At 73.8% G+C, this 17,847-nt stretch carries 19 protein-coding genes; 16 read left to right on the top strand and 3 right to left on the bottom strand.

Features of this window, described 5'->3' with window-relative positions:
- Window positions 1-88: 88 nt before the first annotated feature.
- From miaB to dapF, 3 genes are all read left to right on the top strand, one after another.
- The gene (gene miaB / locus NQ707_RS03175) at window positions 89-1,582 is read left to right on the top strand and encodes a tRNA (N6-isopentenyl adenosine(37)-C2)-methylthiotransferase MiaB (RefSeq protein ID WP_129357900.1); all 1,494 of its coding nucleotides are present in this window, start codon (window positions 89-91) and stop codon (window positions 1,580-1,582) included.
- Entirely contained in the window at window positions 1,579-2,523 is a 945-nt protein-coding gene (miaA, locus tag NQ707_RS03170) for a tRNA (adenosine(37)-N6)-dimethylallyltransferase MiaA (protein ID WP_064725827.1), read from the top strand. The genes miaB and miaA overlap by 4 nt, the downstream gene beginning before the upstream one ends.
- 105 nt (window positions 2,524-2,628) lie before the next feature.
- The gene (dapF, locus tag NQ707_RS03165) at window positions 2,629-3,585 is read left to right on the top strand and encodes a diaminopimelate epimerase (RefSeq protein WP_404434739.1); all 957 of its coding nucleotides are present in this window, start codon (window positions 2,629-2,631) and stop codon (window positions 3,583-3,585) included.
- Window positions 3,586-3,616: 31 nt separating this feature from the next.
- On the opposite strand, the gene NQ707_RS03160 is transcribed toward dapF, so the two are convergent.
- Window positions 3,617-4,240 (bottom strand): class I SAM-dependent methyltransferase, encoded by a 624-nt coding sequence (locus tag NQ707_RS03160; RefSeq protein WP_058730807.1) that lies wholly within the window; start codon window positions 4,238-4,240, stop codon window positions 3,617-3,619.
- A 231-nt stretch (window positions 4,241-4,471) separates the two neighbouring features.
- Here NQ707_RS03160 and hflX point away from each other — a divergent pair, with 231 nt between their 5' ends.
- Window positions 4,472-6,055, top strand: coding sequence for a GTPase HflX (gene hflX / locus NQ707_RS03155; RefSeq protein WP_058730806.1), 1,584 nt, complete (start codon window positions 4,472-4,474; stop codon window positions 6,053-6,055).
- Complete coding sequence (locus tag NQ707_RS03150; RefSeq protein ID WP_404434734.1) at window positions 6,052-8,148, top strand: ATP-dependent DNA helicase; 2,097 nt, start codon at window positions 6,052-6,054, stop codon at window positions 8,146-8,148. The genes hflX and NQ707_RS03150 overlap by 4 nt, the downstream gene beginning before the upstream one ends.
- Window positions 8,149-8,171: 23 nt before the next feature.
- Here NQ707_RS03150 and lexA read toward each other — a convergent pair whose 3' ends face one another.
- Window positions 8,172-8,975, bottom strand: coding sequence for a transcriptional repressor LexA (gene lexA / locus NQ707_RS03145; protein ID WP_404434729.1), 804 nt, complete (start codon window positions 8,973-8,975; stop codon window positions 8,172-8,174).
- Between the two features lie 199 nt (window positions 8,976-9,174).
- On the opposite strand from lexA, the gene NQ707_RS03140 reads away from it, so the two are divergent.
- The 7 genes from NQ707_RS03140 (at window position 9,175) to NQ707_RS03110 (ending at window position 14,178) form a co-directional block, all read left to right on the top strand.
- Complete coding sequence (locus NQ707_RS03140) at window positions 9,175-9,669, top strand: LysM peptidoglycan-binding domain-containing protein (protein WP_058730803.1); 495 nt, start codon at window positions 9,175-9,177, stop codon at window positions 9,667-9,669.
- Window positions 9,670-9,720: 51 nt separating this feature from the next.
- Window positions 9,721-10,845 (top strand): histidinol-phosphate transaminase, encoded by a 1,125-nt coding sequence (locus tag NQ707_RS03135; RefSeq protein ID WP_404434725.1) that lies wholly within the window; start codon window positions 9,721-9,723, stop codon window positions 10,843-10,845.
- Window positions 10,846-10,928: 83 nt separating this feature from the next.
- Window positions 10,929-11,564, top strand: a complete 636-nt coding sequence (gene hisB / locus NQ707_RS03130) for an imidazoleglycerol-phosphate dehydratase HisB (RefSeq protein ID WP_058730802.1) — start codon at window positions 10,929-10,931, stop codon at window positions 11,562-11,564.
- The gene (gene hisH, locus NQ707_RS03125) at window positions 11,561-12,331 is read left to right on the top strand and encodes an imidazole glycerol phosphate synthase subunit HisH (RefSeq protein WP_081046232.1); all 771 of its coding nucleotides are present in this window, start codon (window positions 11,561-11,563) and stop codon (window positions 12,329-12,331) included. Before hisB ends, hisH begins: the two co-directional genes overlap by 4 nt.
- Window positions 12,328-12,495 (top strand): hypothetical protein, encoded by a 168-nt coding sequence (locus NQ707_RS03120; protein ID WP_165590107.1) that lies wholly within the window; start codon window positions 12,328-12,330, stop codon window positions 12,493-12,495. The genes hisH and NQ707_RS03120 overlap by 4 nt, the downstream gene beginning before the upstream one ends.
- A gap of 67 nt (window positions 12,496-12,562) precedes the next feature.
- Window positions 12,563-13,303 (top strand): bifunctional 1-(5-phosphoribosyl)-5-((5-phosphoribosylamino)methylideneamino)imidazole-4-carboxamide isomerase/phosphoribosylanthranilate isomerase PriA, encoded by a 741-nt coding sequence (gene priA / locus NQ707_RS03115; protein WP_224799874.1) that lies wholly within the window; start codon window positions 12,563-12,565, stop codon window positions 13,301-13,303.
- Entirely contained in the window at window positions 13,300-14,178 is an 879-nt protein-coding gene (locus NQ707_RS03110) for an SseB family protein (protein WP_058730800.1), read from the top strand. Before priA ends, NQ707_RS03110 begins: the two co-directional genes overlap by 4 nt.
- Here the strand turns inward: NQ707_RS03110 and NQ707_RS03105 are convergent.
- Entirely contained in the window at window positions 14,175-14,651 is a 477-nt protein-coding gene (locus NQ707_RS03105; RefSeq protein ID WP_099049706.1) for a DUF1844 domain-containing protein, read from the bottom strand. The genes NQ707_RS03110 and NQ707_RS03105 overlap by 4 nt on opposite strands.
- Window positions 14,652-14,971: 320 nt before the next feature.
- On the opposite strand from NQ707_RS03105, the gene infC reads away from it, so the two are divergent.
- The 4 genes from infC (at window position 14,972) to NQ707_RS03085 (ending at window position 17,700) form a co-directional block, all read left to right on the top strand.
- Complete coding sequence (gene infC / locus NQ707_RS03100) at window positions 14,972-15,829, top strand: translation initiation factor IF-3 (protein ID WP_058730798.1); 858 nt, start codon at window positions 14,972-14,974, stop codon at window positions 15,827-15,829.
- 196 nt (window positions 15,830-16,025) lie between these two features.
- Window positions 16,026-16,220: a 50S ribosomal protein L35 gene (rpmI, locus tag NQ707_RS03095; RefSeq protein ID WP_058730797.1), complete on the top strand. Its 195-nt coding sequence runs from the start codon at window positions 16,026-16,028 to the stop codon at window positions 16,218-16,220.
- A gap of 110 nt (window positions 16,221-16,330) precedes the next feature.
- Window positions 16,331-16,714 carry a 50S ribosomal protein L20 gene (gene rplT, locus NQ707_RS03090; RefSeq protein WP_064725707.1) on the top strand — a complete coding sequence of 128 codons (384 nt, stop codon included), beginning with the start codon at window positions 16,331-16,333 and terminating at the stop codon, window positions 16,712-16,714.
- Between the two features lie 62 nt (window positions 16,715-16,776).
- On the top strand, window positions 16,777-17,700 hold the full coding sequence (locus tag NQ707_RS03085; protein ID WP_404434720.1) for a TrmH family RNA methyltransferase: 924 nt from the start codon (window positions 16,777-16,779) through the stop codon (window positions 17,698-17,700).
- Window positions 17,701-17,847: the final 147 nt, after the last annotated feature.

Genomic DNA, 17,847 nt, shown 5'->3' with positions numbered 1-17,847 from the left:
TGGCACAGTGAATGCGAGCGCGACCCAGACCCAGACCCTGCCGTCGACCCTGCCCGAGGCCCTCGACGTCCAGCCCTGCCCGCCCGGCATCGAGGAGCGGACGGGGCGGTCCCACAGCTACGAGGTGCGCACCTTCGGCTGCCAGATGAACGTGCACGACTCCGAGCGGATCTCCGGGCTGCTGGAGGCCTCCGGGTACGTCCCGCACACGGGTGAGGGGACCCCTGACCTGGTGGTCTTCAACACCTGCGCGGTGCGGGAGAACGCAGACAACAAGCTCTACGGCCACCTCGGTCAGCTCGCCCCCGTCAAGCGCGCCCACGAGGGCATGCAGATCGCCGTCGGCGGGTGCTTGGCCCAGAAGGACCAGAACACCATCGTGGAGAAGGCCCCCTGGGTCGACGTCGTGTTCGGCACCCACAACATCGGCTCCCTGCCGCGGCTGCTGGAGCGCTCCCGGCACAACCGCGAGGCCGCCACCGAGCTGCTGGAATCCCTGGAGGTCTTCCCCTCCACCCTGCCGACCAAGCGGGAGAACGTGCACTCCGGGTGGGTGTCCATCTCCGTGGGCTGCAACAACACCTGCACCTTCTGCATCGTCCCCTCCCTGCGCGGCAAGGAGAAGGACCGCCGGCCCGGGGACATCCTCGCCGAGGTCCAGGCCCTGGTGGACGACGGCGCCGTGGAGGTCACCCTGCTCGGGCAGAACGTGAACTCCTACGGCGTCGGCTTCGGTGACCGGCAGGCCTTCTCCAAGCTGCTGCGCGCCTGCGGGCAGATCGAGGGCCTGGAGCGCATCCGCTTCACCAGCCCCCACCCGGCGGCCTTCACCGACGACGTCATCGACGCGATGGCCGAGACCCCCACCGTCATGCCCGTCCTGCACATGCCCCTGCAGTCCGGCTCCGACCGGGTGCTCAAGGCCATGCGCCGCTCCTACCGGTCCAAGCGGTTCCTCGGCATCCTGGAGAAGGTGCGCAAGCGCATCCCGCACGCCGCCATCACCACGGACATCATCGTGGGCTTCCCCGGGGAGACGGAGGAGGACTTCCAGGAGACCCTGCGCGTGGTCGAGGAGTCCCGGTTCTCCTCGGCCTTCACCTTCCAGTACTCCATCCGCCCCGGCACCCCGGCGGGTCGGATGCAGAACCAGGTGCCCCAGGAGGTCGTGCAGGAGCGGTACGAGCGGCTGGTGGCCCTACAGGATCGCATCAGCGCGCAGCTGAACGCCGAGCAGGTCGGGAAGCGGGTGGAGCTGCTGGTCTCCGCGCAGACCGGACGCAAGGCCGAGCAGACCCACCGGCTCTCCGGGCGCACTCCGGATCAGCGGCTCGTGCACTTCAGCGTGCCCGACGGCGCCCCCGTCCCGCGTCCGGGGGACTTCGCGACCGTGCGGATCACCGACGCCGCACCCTTCCACCTGCTCGCCGATTCCCCGGCGGAGGACTACGCGGTGCGCCGCTCCCGCGCCGGGGACGCTTGGGATCGCGCCCAGGCCGATTCCTGCGGCACCGGCGCCCCGTCGGGTGGCGCCCCGGGCACCACGATGCTCGGGATGCCGGCCCTGCCGCCGCGCCGATGACCCTCCCGATCATCGCCGTCCTCGGCCCCACCGGCACGGGGAAGTCAGACCTCAGCGTCGCCCTGGCCCGCGAGGTGGACGGCGAGGTGGTCAACGCGGACTCGATGCAGCTGTACCGCGGGATGGACATCGGCACGGCCAAGCTCACGCCCGCCGAGCGCGACGGCGTGCCCCATCACCTCCTAGACGTGCTGGACGTGCGCGAGGAGGCCTCCGTGGCCCGCTACCAGCGCGAGGCCCGCGAGCGCTTCGCCGAGATCCGGGGGCGCGGGCGCACCCCGATCCTCGTCGGCGGGTCCGGACTGTATGCGCGCGCGGCCCTGGACGTGCTGGAGTTCCCGCCCACCGATGCGCAGGTGCGTCAGCGCTGGCAGGAGCTCCTGGAGACCGAGGGGCGCGGGGCGCTGGCCGCTCGGCTGGAGGCCGTGGACCCGGTCTCCGCGCGGCGCGGCCTGGACGACCGGCGCCTGGTGCGCGCCCTGGAGGTCCACGAGCTGACCGGGCGCCCCTTCTCCTCCTACATGCCGCGGCGCGAACACCGGGAGCCGGCCCTGCAGATCGGGCTGAACGGGCCCCGGGACCTGCTGCACGACCGCCTGGCCGTGCGGGTGCACCGGATGGTCGAGGCCGGTCTCCTGCAGGAGGTGCGGGACCTGGCCGAGCGGGGGCTGCGCGAGGGGCGCACCGCCTCCCACGCCCTGGGCTACGCGCAGTTCCTGCGCGTCGTGGACGGGGAGACCTCCGAGGAGGAGGCCGTGCAGGAGACGATCATCGCCACCCGCCGCTTCGCCCGCCGCCAGGTCACCTGGTTCCGGGCGGACCCGCGCGTTACCTGGATCGGATTCACCCTCTCCCCGCGCCAGCAGCTGGACCGGGCGCTGACCCTGATCGAGCAGGGGCGCACGCCGGAGACCGCGAACGACGGGGGAGCCGAGGGCTGACCTGACCGCGCGGGCAGGACCGGGAGCGCGGCCGGATTCGCCGGCCAGACCGGTCCTCGCTGAGCCGGCCCTTCGGTCGTCCGACCCGCCCGATAGACTGGCCGGGTGACGACCGAGAGCACCACCGCGCAGACCGACGCCTCCCGCTGGGGCGAACTGGCCGGAGTCACCCTGAGCAAGGGCCACGGCACCGGCAACGACTTCCTCCTGCTCACCGATCCCGAGGGAAGCCTCGAGCTGGAGGGGGACCTGGTGGCCGCCGTGTGCGACCGGCACCGGGGGATCGGCGCGGACGGGCTGATCCGCGCGATCCGCAGCCAGCACCTGGAGGCCGGGCGGGCCCTCGCCGCGAACGGGGAGGACGCCCCGGAGTGGTTCATGGACTACCGCAACGCGGACGGCTCCCTGTCCGAGATGTGCGGCAACGGGGTGCGCGTGTTCGCCCACCACCTCATCCACGCCGGGCTGATCGAGCTGCCGGAGGGGGAGACCGTGCGCATCGGGACCCGCGGCGGGGTCAAGACCGTCGCCCGGGTTCCCGGCGGCTACGCCGTGGACATGGGCCCCTGGGGCTTCATCGACGGGGAGCAGGCCCGGGAGCACGGGGCCGACTGCACCGTCTCGGCCCGCGGCCTGCGCACCGCCCGCCCGGGCCTGTCCATCACCATGGGCAACCCGCACACCGTCGTCGCCCTGGCCGATGAGGCCAAGCTGGCCCGGCTGGACCTGGGCACCGCACCGACCGTGGACCCCCGGCCCAGTGCCGGCACCAACGTCGAATTCGTGGTGCCCCGGGACGCCGAGGAGGAGGACGACGGCACGGGAGCGCTGGTGCTGCGCGTCAGCGAACGCGGGGTGGGCGAGACCCTGTCCTGCGGGACCGGCGCGTGCGCTGCCGCGGCGGCGACCCGCTTCTGGGGCGGGGAGGACGCCCCGGATGAGTGGCGGGTCGGCGTGCCCGGCGGGGAGCTGGGCGTGACCTTCGTGCTCGGCCCGGACGAGCTGGAGCACGTGATCCTCTCCGGGCCGGCCGAGCTCGTGGGCACCGTGCGCCTGGGCTGAGCCGCGGGACCCGGGCAGGTCGCCGCGGGGATCAGGCGGCGCGGGTGACCCGCAGGATCCGGAAGCCCTTGGCGGTGGCGGCCCGGTCCACCGCGAAGGCGCCGGGCTCCCGCTCCCGCAGGGTCTGATCCAGCCAGCGCTGCAGGGAGTCCGCGCCCAGGTTCTTCTGCACCACCAGGTGCGCCTGCCCGGCCGGGGCCAGGCGCACCAGCCAGGTCAGCAGCAGCTCGTGCAGCACCTGCTTGCCCACCCGGATCGGCGGGTTGGACCAGATCGCGTCGAAGCGCAGCCGCGGATCCACCTCCTCCGGGATCACCGGGCGGATGCCGGTCAGCCCCAGGCGCGCGGCGTTGCGGCGGGTCAGCTCCAGGCTGCGCCGGTTCACGTCCACGGCCATCACCTCGGCGTCGGGCCGCTGCAGGCCCATGCTCAGCGCGATCGGCCCCCACCCGCAGCCGACGTCGAGGAAGCGGGACCCGGACCGGGGCAGGGCGGGGACCTCGTCCAGCAGCACCGCGGTGCCCTTGTCCAGGGCCTTCGGGCTGAAGATGCCGGGGGCGCTCACCAGATCCCGCTCGGCCCCGGCCAGTCGCACCCGCAGGGGCTGCTCGACGAAGGGCTCGTCCTCGTGCGCGGAGAAGTAGTGCTCGACCATGATCCCCCATCGTATCGGCCCGCCTCACCCGCCTCCTCGGCGTCCGCGCTCGCGGCGCCGGCTCCCCGGGACTCGGCGCTGGGGCGCGGCGTCGCGTGTTCGTCCACAGCACAGGCCCGCCCCGGGTGCGGCGCGGGGGCCGCCCGGTAGACTGGCAGGACGCATTGAGCGGTCCGCGCGCCCGATCCGAGGGAGTCAGCACCGGCCGCGCCCCCGCACGGAAAGGCACCCTTGCCCCAGCATCACCCCCGCACCGCCGACGACGCCGCCCCCGAGCACACCGACGAGCGCACCGAGCAGCCCCGCCAGCCCAGCGACGCCCAGCTGCGCGCGACCGTGGACCGGGTCCTCGGCCGCTTCTCCCCGGAGGAGGAGCACCAGGCCTCCATCCTGGACCGCCGTGCCCCGGAGCTGGCGGAGACCACCCAGCACACCGAGCACGACGGCGAGCAGCAGGACCTCGAGGAGCGCCGCGCCCTGCGGCGCGTGGCCGGGCTGTCCACCGAGCTGGAGGACGTCACCGAGGTCGAGTACCGGCAGCTGCGCCTGGAGCGCGTGGTGCTGGCCGGGATCTGGTCCGAGGGCACCCTGGAGGACGCCGAGAACTCCCTGCGCGAGCTCGCGGCCCTGGCGGAGACCGCCGGCTCCGAGGTCCTGGACGGGCTGGTGCAGCGGCGGCTGAAGCCGGACCCCGGCACGTTCCTCGGCTCCGGCAAGGCCCAGGAGCTCAAGGAGATCGTGGCCGAGACGGGCGCGGACACCGTCGTCATCGACTCGGAGCTGGCCCCGTCCCAGCGGCGTGGGCTGGAGGACATCGTCAAGGTCAAGGTCATCGACCGCACCGCGCTGATCCTGGACATCTTCGCCCAGCACGCCAAGTCCCGGGAGGGCAAGGCCCAGGTGGAGCTGGCGCAGCTGGAGTACCTGCTGCCGCGCCTGCGCGGCTGGGGCGAGTCCATGTCCCGCCAGGCCGGCGGTCGGGCGGCCGGCGGCGAGGGGATCGGTTCGCGCGGTCCCGGTGAGACGAAGATCGAGCTGGACCGGCGCCGCATCCGCCAGCGGATGGCCAAGCTGCGTCGGGAGATCGCCGCGATGAAGCCGGCCCGGGAGACCAAGCGGGCCAACCGGCGTCGCAACCACATCCCCTCCGTGGCCATCGCCGGGTACACCAACGCCGGCAAGTCCTCCCTGCTCAACCGGCTCACCGACGCCGGGGTGCTGGTGGAGAACGCCCTGTTCGCGACCCTGGACCCCACGGTGCGCCGGGCCGAGACCCCGGACGGCATCGGCTACACCCTCTCGGACACCGTCGGCTTCGTGCGCAACCTGCCCACCCAGCTGGTCGAGGCCTTCCGCTCCACCCTCGAGGAGGTGGCCGACGCGGACGTGATCCTGCACGTGGTGGACGCCTCCCACCCGGACCCGGAGGGCCAGATCCGCGCGGTGCGCGAGGTCCTGGCCGAGGTGGACGCGCAGGACGTCCCGGAGATCATCGTGCTGAACAAGGCCGACGCCGCGGACCCCTTCGTTCTGGATCGCATCCGGCTGCGCGAACCCCACCATGCGATCGTCTCCGCGAAGACCGGGGAAGGGATCCCGGAGCTGAAGGAGCTGATCTCCCGGACCATCCCTCGGCCCAGCGTGCGCATGGAGATCCTGGTGCCCTACACCCACGGGGAGGTGGTCTCCCGGCTGCACGAGTGGGACGCGGAGATCCTGTCCACCGCGTTCGAGGAGGACGGGACCCGGATGAGCGTGCTGGTGCGGGAGGAGACCGCCCCGGAGCTGCAGCCCTACGCCGTGACCGCCCCGTGAGCAGCACCAACCCGGACCCCACGCGAGGCTCGGCACCCGCGGAGGCCGCCGAGGACGTGCACGCCCCGACCGGTGCGGAGCCGGAGACCCTGCCCGGGGCCAAAGACGCCCTGGCGCTGCTGGACACGGCGATCGAGCGCACCGGCGGGCAGCGCCGCGACGGGCAGCGGATCATGGCAGCGCACGTGGCCCAGGCCCTGCAGACGGGGCGGCACCTGCTGGTGCAGGCCGGCACCGGTACCGGCAAGTCCCTGGCCTACCTGGTCCCGGCCATCCAGCACGCCCTGGGCGCGGACAAGCCCGTCGTCGTCGCGACCGCGACCCTGGCCCTGCAGGCGCAGATCGTCGGCCGGGACGTGCCCCGGCTGCTGGAGACCCTCGAGGATCGCCTCGAGGGCGAGGTGGAGGTCGCCCTGCTGAAGGGGCGCAGCAACTACGTGTGCCTGCACAAGCTGGAGGGCGGCTACCCGGAGGATGAGGACCCGGACGCGCTGTTCAACCTCAACAGCCAGGGGCAGGCCGCCAGTGGGCATCCCCGTCCCGCCCCGGACTCGCTGGCCGAGGAGGTGGTGCGCCTGCGCGCCTGGACGGACTCCACGGACACCGGGGACCGGGATGACCTGCGCCCGGGCGTCTCGGACCGGGCCTGGCGGCAGGTCTCGGTCACGGCCTCGGAGTGCCTGGGGCGCCGCTGCCCCCTGGTGGAGGAGTGCTTCTCCGAGCGGGCCCGGCAGCGGGCGGGGGAGGCCGACGTCGTGATCACCAACCACGCGCTGCTGGCGATCAGCGCCTTCGAGGGGATCGGGGTGCTGCCCGAGCACGACGTCGTGGTGGTTGACGAGGCCCACGAGCTGGTGGACCGCGTGACCGGCGCGGTGACCGGCGCCCTGTCCCCGCTGATGGTCCGCTCCGCGGCCCGGGCGGTGCGCACGAACACCCAGGCGGCCTCGGAGCCGCTGAGCTCCGCGGCCGAGGCCCTGGAGCAGGCCTGCTCCGGCCGGCCCGCCGAGCTCATGCCGCAGGGGCTGGAGCCGGGGATCGCCCGGGCCATGGAGCAGGTGCGCGACGCCGCCCGGGCCGCGCTGTCCGACACCAAGGGCGACGCGAAGGACTCCGACGCCGGGCGCCAGACCGCCCGCGCCAAGCTCACCGAGGTCCTGGAGCTGGCCGAGCGGATGCTCAGCGCGGACGGGCGCTTCGAGGTCGTGTGGATCTCCCGGGCCGGCGGCTGGGAGCCGGGACGCGGCTACGTCAGCGCCGCGGACACGGACCCGGCCACGCTGCACGTGGCCCCGCTGTCCGTGGCCGGGCGGCTGCGCGAGGGGCTGTTCCAGGACCGCACGGTGGTGCTGACCTCGGCGACCCTGGCCATCGGCGACTCCTTCGATCAGGTCGCCGGCTCCCTCGGGCTGCAGGGGGAGAAGGCCCCGGCGTGGGAGGGGCTGGACGTCGGCTCGCCCTTCGACTACCCGAAGCAGGGGATGCTCTACGTGGCCCGGGACCTGCCCAAGCCGGGGCGCGGGGTCTCGGAGGAGCAGCTGGAGCGGATCCTGCAGCTGGTGGAGGCCTCCGGCGGCGGGGCGCTGGGATTGTTCTCCTCGCGTCGCGGCGCGCAGCAGGCCGCCGAGTACGTGCGCGAGCACTCCGACCTGCCGGTGCTGGTGCAGGGGGAGTCCTCGCTGCGCGGTCTCGTCGAGCGGTTCACGGCCGAGGAGGACACGTGCCTGTTCGGAACCATGAGCCTGTGGCAGGGCGTGGACGTGCCGGGGCCCTCCTGCCGCCTGGTGCTCATCGATCGGATCCCGTTCCCGCGCCCGGATGATCCGCTGGCCACCGCCCGGACCCGGGCGGTGGGCCGGCGCGGGGGCAACGGCTTCATGGCGGTCTCCGCCTACCACGCGGCGATCCGGCTGGCCCAGGGGGCCGGGCGCCTGATCCGCTCCCGCGAGGACCGCGGGGTCGTGGCGGTGCTGGATTCCCGGCTGGCCACCGCCCGGTACGGCGGGTTCCTGCGGGCGGCCCTGCCGCCGCTGTGGACCACGGACCGCCTGCCCGTGGTCACGGGGGCGCTGCGGCGGCTGCACGCGGGCTGAGGCGAGGGCCTCAAAGCCCGGACTCAGACGGCGCGCAGCACCGAGACGACCTTGCCCATGATGCTGGCGTGATCGCCGAGGATCGGCTCGTACTGGCGGTTCTGCGGCAGCAGCCAGGTGTGCCCGTCGCGCTGTCGGAAGGTCTTCACGGTGGCCTCGTCATCGAGCAGGGCGGCGACGATGTCCCCGTTCTGGGCGGTGTTCTGCTGGCGCACCACGACCCAGTCGCCATCGCAGATCGCGGCCTCGACCATCGAATCCCCGCGCACCTCGAGCATGAACAGCTCGCCCTGGCCCACCAGCTGTCGGGGCAGGGAGATCGTGTCCTCCACGTGCTGCTCGGCCGTGATCGGCACACCGGCGGCGATGCGCCCCACCAGCGGCACGCTGATGTTCTGCCCCTGCTCCTCCTCGGCCTCCGACGCGGAGGCCTCGGGAGCGGCGGTGGGGAACAGCGGGACCACGTCGGCTGCGGCCTCGGCCGTCGGCTGCGCGCTCGGGGCGGGGTCCGACTGCTCCTCCTGCGCGGGGCCCTGCCCGGAGGGGCGGATGTCGGTGCGGCGGGGTTCGGCCAGCACCTCGATGGCCCGCGGCCGCTTCGGATCGCGGCGGATGTAGCCCAGGGCCTCGAGCCGGGAGAGCTGGTGGGTGACGCTGGAGAGGCTGGACAGCCCGACGACGTCGCCGATCTCGCGCATCGACGGCGGGTAGCCGTGCGCGCTGATCGAGGCGGAGATGGCCTCCAGGATGGTGCGCTGGCGCGCGGTGAGGGGCTTGCGGGCGGAGGCCTCGGCTCCGTGGGGGGCTGCTCCGTGCTCTCGGGCCACCGTCGGGTCCTTCCTGGAGGTGTTCGATCTGTCAGTCCGGGGGTGTGGACTGCTCCCATCAGCGTAGGCGAGACCGCGTGTCGGATCAAACACATGTTCTAGTCCCTCGACAGTCTTCGATCGCACTGGTAGAACAGATGTACGAACTCGAACACGTCTTCGAAGGCGATCGAGCGTCAATCACCGCTAGGAGGCCGCCATGAGCATCGCGCTCACCGCACCCCGCCCGTTCCGCATCGGGTTCCGCACCGGGCCGCGCCGGGGTGCCCATCCGGCAGGCGCACCCGCCTGCACCCGCCCCGCCTGCGCCCGTCCGGCCGCGCGCCGCACCCGGCTGCTGCGCCGCCGTCCGGAGCGCGCGGCCCGCCCGACGCTGCGGCTCACCCGGCGCGGACGCCTCCTGCTCATCGGCCTGCCGGTGCTGCTCGGGGCCGTCGCGGTGCTGGCCGGGGCCCTGCTGCTGGTGCTGAGCCCGCAGGCCCAGGCCGGCGACGCCGCGCCGAGCGGGGCGCAGACCCGCGTCGTGGTGGTCTCCGCCGGGGACACCCTCTGGAGCCTCGCACAGGAGGCGGATCCGGAGTCCGACCCGCGGGCCGCGGTGGAGCGGATCGTGGACCTGAACGACCTGCAGGACAGCGCCGTGCGGCCCGGCCAGCGCCTCGTGGTGCCGCAGCCGGAGACCGCCGCGCCGTGAGACCGCAGGGTTCCGGGTTCACGCGAACGGGGACTCCACTAGGATGGCACCGTGAGTGATGCAGCCAGCCCCGATGCGGAAGCCGCCATCCTGGATTCCCTGCCGCTGCGAGATGACCTGCGCGGCCAGAGGGCCTACGGCGCCCCGATGATCCAGGTGCCCTACGCCCTGAACGTCAACGAGAACACCCATCCGCTGCCCGAGGAGCTGATCCGGGCGATCGGCAGTGCGGCCGCCGAGGCCGCGGCCGGGCTGAACAGATACCCGGACCGGGACTTCCCGCAGCTGCGCCGCGAGCTGGCGGACTACCTCGGCCACGGCATCACCGAACGCCAGGTCTGGGCCGCCAACGGCTCCAACGAGATCCTCCAGCAGCTGCTGCAGGCCTTCGGCGGGCCCGGCCGCAACGTGCTGAGCTTCGCGCCCACCTACTCCATGTACCCGCTCCTGGCCTCCGGCACCAACACCGAGTACATCGCCGGGCGGCGGGCCGCGGACTTCACCCTCTCCCCGGAGGATGCCGCGCGCCAGATCCGCCAGCACCGGCCGACCGTCACGATCCTGTGCTCACCCAACAACCCCACCGGCACGGCACTCTCCCCGGAGACCATCCTGGCCGCCTACGAGGCCGTCGAGGAGCTGGGCGGGATGCTCGTGGTGGATGAGGCCTACGCGGAATTCGCCCGCGATCCGGACACCACCGCGCTGTCCCTGCTGCCCGGGAGGCCCCGCCTGGTCGTCAGCCGCACCATGAGCAAGGCCTTCGCCCTGGCGGGGGCCCGGGTCGGCTACTTCGCCGCGGATCCGGCCGTGGTCGAGGCCGTCATGCTGGTGCGCCTGCCCTACCACCTCTCCGCGGTGACCCAGGCCGTCGCCCTGACGGCGCTGCGCCACCGGGACCAGCTGCTGGGGCAGGTCGGACGCATCCGCGAACAGCGGGACCGGATCGTGACCCGTCTGGAGCAGCTGGGTCTGGAGCCGGCCGCCTCGGACTCCAACTTCGTCTTCTTCGGGGGCCTGTCCGATGCCCAGGGCCTGTGGGAGGACCTGCTGGGCGACGGCGTGCTGATCCGCGACGTCGGGATCCCCGGGCACCTGCGGGTCACCGCCGGCACCGAGGAGGAGACCACCGCCTTCCTGGACAGCCTGGAACGGCACCTGCCCGACCGCCGCTGAGACCACCCCCGCCCCGGGCGCCCGGATCTCACGGGCCCCGCGGGGCGCGCCGACCCACCGCCGACACCGCTACGGAGCATCGAATGCAGACCCCTGACGCCCAGCCCGCCCGGGCGGGCGGCCGCACGGCCTCCCTGACCCGCGCCACCAGTGAGTCCACGGTCCGGCTCAGCCTGAACCTGGACGGCACCGGCGTCTCCCGGATCAGCACCACCGTGCCCTTCTACGACCACATGCTCACCGCCCTGTCCAAGCACTCGCTGATCGACCTGGAGGTCGAGGCCAGCGGAGACACCGAGATCGACGTGCACCACACCGTCGAGGACACCGCGATCGTGCTGGGCGAGGCCCTGCGCGAGGCCCTGGGCGACAAGCGCGGCATCCGCCGCTTCGGCCAGGCCACCGTGCCCCTGGACGAGGCCCTGGCCCGGGCCGTCGTGGACATCTCGGGGCGGCCCTACCTGGTGCACGAGGGGGAGTCCGAGGCCTTCGCCCACCACCTGATCGGCGGGCACTTCACCGGCTCCATGGTCCGCCACGTGCTCGAGGCCATCGCCTACCACGCCGGGATCTGCCTGCACGTGGACCTGCTGCGCGGCCGGGACCCCCACCACATCGCCGAGGCCCAGTTCAAGGCCCTGGCGCGGGCCCTGCGCGAGGCCGTCGAGCCGGATCCCCGCGTCCCGGAGGCCATCCCCTCGACCAAGGGGGCGCTGTGAGCACCACTGGATCGCAGCCCGTGAAGCCCACCGTCACCGTCCTGGACTACGGGGCCGGCAACGTCCGCTCGGCCGTGCGCGCCCTGGAGACCGCCGGGGCCGACGTCGTGCTCTCCCGGCGCCCGCAGGACGTGCTGGAGGCCGACGGCCTCGTGGTCCCCGGCGTCGGGGCCTTCGGCGCCGTCATGGACGGCCTGCGCGCCGTGGATGCCCCGCGGCTGATCGGACGCCGGGTGGCCGGCGGCCGGCCCGTGCTGGGCATCTGCGTGGGGCTGCAGGTCTTCTTCGAAGCCGGCACCGAGCACGGGGAGCACACCGAGGGACTGGGGGAGTGGCCCGGGACCGTGGAGAAGCTGCCCGGAGACGTGGTCCCGCACATGGGCTGGAACACCGTGCGCCCGCCGGAGGGCAGCCGGCTGTTCGCCGGGATCGAGCGGGAGCGGTTCTACTTCGTGCACTCCTACGCGGTGCAGCGCTGGGAGTTCACCCAGACCAGCCAGCACATCCGGCCCCCGCAGGTCACCTGGGCCGAGCAGGGGGTGCCGTTCATCGCCGCCGTGGAGAACGGGCCGCTGAGCGCCACCCAGTTCCACCCGGAGAAGTCCGCGGACGCCGGGCTGCGGCTGCTGCGCAACTGGCTGGACACCCTGCTGCGCACCGGCCGGATGGCCCCGCGCGGCCCCGAGTCCGAGGAGGACTTCCCAGACCCCGCCCGGGCGCAGGAGACCGCGCCCGCCGTCGACGCCGAGGAGGGCGAGCGCGCATGAGTCCCCTGACCTCCGGTCTGCTGCTGATGATCTTCGGGGCCTTCCTCGTCGGCGGCGGCATCTCCTTCCGCCGGCAGAAGCTGCCGCTCATCGCCCAGGTCGTGCTGTGGATCCTGGGCGCGGCCTTCTTCGCCTACGGCCTCTACGTCGTCACCCTCGACTGAGCGCCGGGCGCGGCCATCCCGCCCGCGCCCGCGCGCACCATCCGCAACGAACAGGAGCACCATCCCGATGAGCACCCCCCGCCTGCAGCTGCTGCCCGCCGTGGACGTCGCCGGGGGCCAGGCCGTGCGCCTGGTCCAGGGCGAAGCCGGCACCGAGACCGGCTACGGCGACCCCGTCGAGGCGGCCCTGACCTGGCAGGAGGCCGGTGCCGAATGGGTGCACCTGGTGGATCTGGACGCGGCCTTCGGGCGCGGGGAGAACACCGAGGTGCTGCGCCGGGTCGCCGAGCGGGTGCGGCTGAAGATCGAGCTGTCCGGAGGGATCCGGGATGACGCCTCGCTGCGCCGGGCCCTGAGCCTGGAGCCCGCCCGGATCAACCTCGGCACCGCCGCCCTGGAGGACCCGGAGTGGACGCGCCGGGTCATCGCAGAGCACGGGGAGCGCATCGCCGTCGGGCTGGACGTGCGCGGCACGACCCTGGCGGCCCGCGGCTGGACCGAGGAGGGCGGGGACCTGTGGGAGGTGTTGGACCGGCTCAACGCCGACGGCTGCGCCCGCTACGTCGTCACCGACGTGACGAAGGACGGCACGCTGCGCGGGCCCAACACCGAGCTGCTGGCCGAGGTCGCCCGGCGCACGGATCGGCCGGTCGTCGCCTCCGGCGGCATCTCGGGGCTTGCGGACCTGGAGGCGCTGCGGGCCATGGTCCCGCACGGGGTCGAGGGCGCGATCGTCGGCAAGGCCCTGTACGCCGGGCGCTTCACCCTGGCCGAAGCCCTGGACGCGGCGGGGCGGCCCGAGGCATGAGCCCGCGGGAATTGCCGGCTCACATCCAGGCGCAGCTGCGCAGCGCCGGCCGGGAGACGGACACCGGCGGGCAGCCGTGGAAGGGCCGCAACCTGGGGGAGGGGACCTCCCACACCCACGCGTATCCGCAGGACGACGGCCTGACCCCCGCCCCCGTGGCCGAGGCCCTGGAGGCCTTCGCCCGGGCCGAGATCCCCGAGGAGTCGGTGCTGGAGGCGCTGCGCGGCACGCGCCTGTTCGCCCCGGTTCTCGCCGAGCTGTCCCAGGCCCACGTGACCGAGGACGGGCTGGTCTCGGACAAGGAGTCGGAGATGGCCCTGGTCTCCATCAGCGCCCCGGACGGGCGGCGGGCCCTGCCCGTGTTCACCAGCGTGGACGCGCTGACCTCCTGGCATCCGCAGGCCCGGCCGGTGGCCGCCGAGGCCCGGCGCACGGCGCTGGCCGCGGTGGAGGACGGCAACCAGCTGCTGGTCCTGAATCCGGGCACCGATCTGGTCTTCGTCCTGCGGCGTCCGGGGGTGTGGGCCCTGGCCAAGGGCGAGCCCTGGCTGCCGTCCTACTCGGATCCCCAGGTGCTGGCCGCCCTGCAGCGCGCGGCCGCGGGGATCCCGCAGGCCCGAGGCGCGCAGATGGCCCCCGGGGCCGGGGTGGCGGCCCGCGACGCCGAGGGTCGGTTGCTGCCCGGCGGCGGGCCCGGCCCGGAGCTCAGCGTCGAGCTGCTGCTGGTCCCCGGCCTGGACCGGGCGGGCCTGGACGCTGCGTCGGAGACCTTCCGGGCGGCCGTGGCCGCGGACCCGCTGCTCGCCGAGCGGATCGACTCCCTGGAGATCCGGGTGCGCCCGGTCGAGGACCGGGAGCCGCGCCCGGCGGGCTAGAAGACCGGGCCGGTCAGGTTCTCTCCGGGGCCCTTGCCCGGGGCGTCCGGGGCGAAGGAGGCCTCGCGGAAGGCCAGCTGCAGGGAGCGCAGGCCGTCGCGCAGGGGCCCGGCGTGCTGGGAGCCGATCTCCGGGGCCGCGGAGGTGACCAGCCCGGCCAGGGCGATGATGAGCTTGCGGGCCTCGTCCAGATCCTTCAGCTCCGCGGCGTCGGGCCCCTCGGCCAGGCCGCATTTCACGGCGGCCGCGCTCATCAGGTGCACCGCGGTGGTGGTGATGACCTCCACGGCGGGGACCTCGGCGATGTCGCGCATCTGCGCGTTCACGGCCTGGATCTGCTCGGCGCTGGGCTCCGGGGCGGCCTCGGGGGCCGCGGCGGCATCCGTGCCGCCGGGGAAGCGGTGCACGCCGGGATCGGGCTGGGCGTCGGCGGGATCCTGCGCGGCAGAGGAGGGGCGGGGTGTCTCAGTCATGGCCCCCACTGTCGCACATCGGGGGCCGTCGCGCCGCCTCGGGGCGAGACCGGCGCAGGGCAGACAACGGGGCGGCCATGGTGTAGAGTGTCAGGAGTTTCCAAGCGGGGATCTCGATCTCCCACCCGCGTCGACCGCAGCGGTCGCCGGGTCAGCGCTCGTGCGCCATCATGCCGTCCGCATCCTGAGGATGCGCGTCGTGTGCGGGCACGGGTCTCGAAGCCCCCGCTGGAACCGTCCCGCGGGGGCTTCTTCGCATCCCGTCGGGGCGATCCGCGAACCGTGCGGGAACAGACCCGCAGAGCCGACAGGAGCACCACATTAGCGATCCACGCATCAATGACCGCATCCGCGTACCGGAAGTCCGACTGGTCGGCCCCAGCGGCGAGCAGGTCGGGATCGTCCGCGTAGAGGACGCACTGCGTCTGGCGCGGGAATCGGATCTTGATCTGGTCGAGGTGGCGCCGAACGCCCGTCCGCCGGTGTGCAAGCTGATGGACTTCGGCAAGTACAAGTACGAGGCCGCCGTCAAGGCCCGCGAGTCCCGCAAGAACCAGACCAACACGGTCCTGAAGGAAGTGCGGTTCCGGCTGAAGATCGACGACCACGACTACGAGACCAAGGTCGGGCACGCCAAGCGCTTCCTCACCGCGGGAGACAAGGTCAAGGCCATGATCCAGTTCCGCGGCCGCGAGCAGCAGCGCCCCGAGATGGGAGTGCGCCTGCTGGAGCGGCTGGCGACGGACCTGGCCGAGGTCGGCAGCGTCGAGTCCAATCCGCGCCAGGACGGGCGGAACATGGTCATGGTCATCGGCCCGCTGCGCAACAAGGCCGAGGCGCGCCGCGAGCAGCAGCGCCAGGCCAAGCAGCAGGGCGGCAGCCGCCGTCAGCGCGAGCGGGTGGACACCCGCACCGCGCAGCCGGTGTCCAACTCGGTGGCCGCGGCCATGCCGGAGCAGCTGCGCCAGCAGGCGCAGGGCGGCTCGGCATCGCAGGCCCAGGAGGCCCCGGCCCCGAAGCCGCAGGCCGAGTCGAAGCCCGCGTCGGCCCCGAAGCCGCAGGCGGCTCCCAAGCCCCAGGCGGCCGCGAAGCCCGCGTCGGCTCCGAAGCCGCAGGCCGCGCCGAAGCCCCAGGCGGCTCCCAAGCCGCGGGCGCCGAAGCCCGGCCCCCGGTCGTAGCCGCCCCGCCCGGGTCCGCCCCGGGTTGGATGACCCTGCGGACCGGGTCGAGAAGGCGCCTCGTCCTCGACGTCGCCCTCGCAGATCCGGCTTCCGCTGCCTGAGACAGGCACCGTCCCCTCGGGGCGGTGCACGCCCTCCCGGCCCCGCGTGCCCCACGCGGGATCCGGGATGAAACGTAAGGAGAACGGCCCCCATGCCGAAGCACAAGTCCCACTCCGGTGCCAAGAAGCGCTTCAAGCTCACCGGTTCCGGCAAGGTCAAGCGCCAGCAGGCCAACCGCCGCCACTACCTGGAGCACAAGTCCTCCCGGCTGACCCGCCGGCTGGCCTCGGACCAGATCGTCACCGGCGGTCAGGCCAAGGTCATCAAGAAGATGCTGGCCAAGTAGGGCTCAAGCCCACCGCACCCATCGACCTCCCGGTCCCCGCACGGGACCGGCCCCGAACACGCCGCGCCGCCCCCAGGTGAGGGCCGCGCCAGAGCAGAAGGAGTACGCACGTGGCACGTGTGAAGCGGGCAGTCAACGCCCACAAGAAGCGTCGGACCACCCTGGACCGCGCGTCCGGCTACCGGGGGCAGCGCTCCCGCCTGTACCGGAAGGCCAAGGAGCAGGTCACCCACTCGCTGGTCTACAGCTACGACCACCGGCGCAAGAAGAAGGGCGACTTCCGCCGCCTGTGGATCCAGCGCATCAACGCCGCCGCGCGCGCCGAGGGCCTGACCTACAACCGCTTCATCCAGGGCCTGAAGGCCGCCGAGGTGGAGGTCGACCGCCGCATGCTGGCCGAGCTGGCCGTCAACGAGCCGGCCGCCTTCAAGGCGCTGGTCGGCATCGCCAAGGAGAACCTCCCCGAGGACACCTCCGCTCCCAAGGCCGCCTGAGACCGGCTCTCCAGCACGACGCCGGACTCCGGGCGCGGGCGAGGCCCGGGTAGGGTGGCCGGGTGAGCGCATTCCAGATCCTCGACCGCGAGCGGACCCTGATCAACCCCACCGCGGACCGGGTCCGCGACGTCGCCGCCCTGGCCCGGGCCCGCCAGCGCGCCCGTCGCGGGCTGTTCCTCGTGGAGGGGCCGCAGGCGGTGCGCGAGGCCCTGGCCGCCCACGCGCGCGGCCCGCTGCTGGACGCCGTGTACGTCACCCCGGCCTGCCTCGAACAGGACCCCTCGCTGGGCGAGGCCATCGCGGCCGCGGCGGGCAGCCCGGCCCCGACCGCCCCCGGGGGCCCCGCGCGTCGGGTCTTCGCCCGGCTGGCGGCCCCGGAGGTGCTGGCCGCGATGGCCGAATCCCAGACGCCCCAGGGGGTCCTGGCCGTGGCCCACAGCGCCGCGGCGCTGACCGGCCTGCCCGGTGCCCGGGATTGGCCGGACCTCGGGGCGGTCATGGTCCGGGTGCAGGATCCGGGCAACGCCGGAACACTGATCCGCGCCGCCGACGCCGCGGGCGCCGGGTTCGCGGCCGCGACCGCGGGCTCGGTGGACCTGCTCAACCCCAAGGCCGTGCGCTCCACCGCGGGCTCCCTGTTCCACCTGCCCGTCGCGGCGCACCAGACGCTGCCCGACCTGGTCGAGGCGGCCCGGACCGCGGGCGCTCAGATCCTCGCCGCCGACGGGCACGCCGCCCTGGATCTGGATGAGCTGGCCGATGCCGCGGCCGCGCAGCGTCCCGGCGACGGCGCCGATCTGCGCCGGCCCACCGTGTGGCTGTTCGGCAACGAGGCCCAGGGCCTGTCGGAGGAGGAGAAGGGGCTGGCCGATGCCCGGGTGGCGGTCCCGCTGCACGGTCGGGCCGAATCCCTCAACGTGGGGATGGCCGCTACGGTGTGCCTGTACGCCTCCGCGCGCGCCCAGCGACGCCGCCCCCGCTGACCGTCCCGGCCCGTCCGGCTCCGCCCCCCCCGCCCGTCTCGCGTCGGCCCCGCCGAGTGCGGTCCCGACGGCCTCGTCCCCGCCCTCACCCGTCGCCTCGGCGGCGGGCGTCTCCCATCAACTTAGCCTCCCGATCTGCTCGGCGGG

This window comes from Rothia sp. BD8, assembly GCF_044878465.1.
In the GTDB taxonomy this organism is placed as follows: Bacteria; Actinomycetota; Actinomycetes; order Actinomycetales; family Micrococcaceae; genus Rothia; species Rothia kristinae.
Note: the sequence above shows the minus strand (reverse complement) of the source record. Positions and strands in the feature narration are given on the sequence as shown.

Excerpts from the sequence above, each read along its gene's own strand:
- miaA (WP_064725827.1), top strand. The coding sequence starts at position 1,579 with ATGACCCTCCCGATCATCGCCGTCCTCGGCCCCACCGGCACGGGGAAG.
- NQ707_RS03160 (WP_058730807.1), bottom strand. The coding sequence starts at position 4,240 with ATGGTCGAGCACTACTTCTCCGCGCACGAGGACGAGCCCTTCGTCGAG.
- NQ707_RS03140 (WP_058730803.1), top strand. The coding sequence starts at position 9,175 with ATGAGCATCGCGCTCACCGCACCCCGCCCGTTCCGCATCGGGTTCCGC.
- hisB (WP_058730802.1), top strand. The coding sequence starts at position 10,929 with ATGCAGACCCCTGACGCCCAGCCCGCCCGGGCGGGCGGCCGCACGGCC.
- NQ707_RS03120 (WP_165590107.1), top strand. The coding sequence starts at position 12,328 with ATGAGTCCCCTGACCTCCGGTCTGCTGCTGATGATCTTCGGGGCCTTC.
- priA (WP_224799874.1), top strand. The coding sequence starts at position 12,563 with ATGAGCACCCCCCGCCTGCAGCTGCTGCCCGCCGTGGACGTCGCCGGG.
- NQ707_RS03110 (WP_058730800.1), top strand. The coding sequence starts at position 13,300 with ATGAGCCCGCGGGAATTGCCGGCTCACATCCAGGCGCAGCTGCGCAGC.
- NQ707_RS03105 (WP_099049706.1), bottom strand. The coding sequence starts at position 14,651 with ATGACTGAGACACCCCGCCCCTCCTCTGCCGCGCAGGATCCCGCCGAC.
- rpmI (WP_058730797.1), top strand. The coding sequence starts at position 16,026 with ATGCCGAAGCACAAGTCCCACTCCGGTGCCAAGAAGCGCTTCAAGCTC.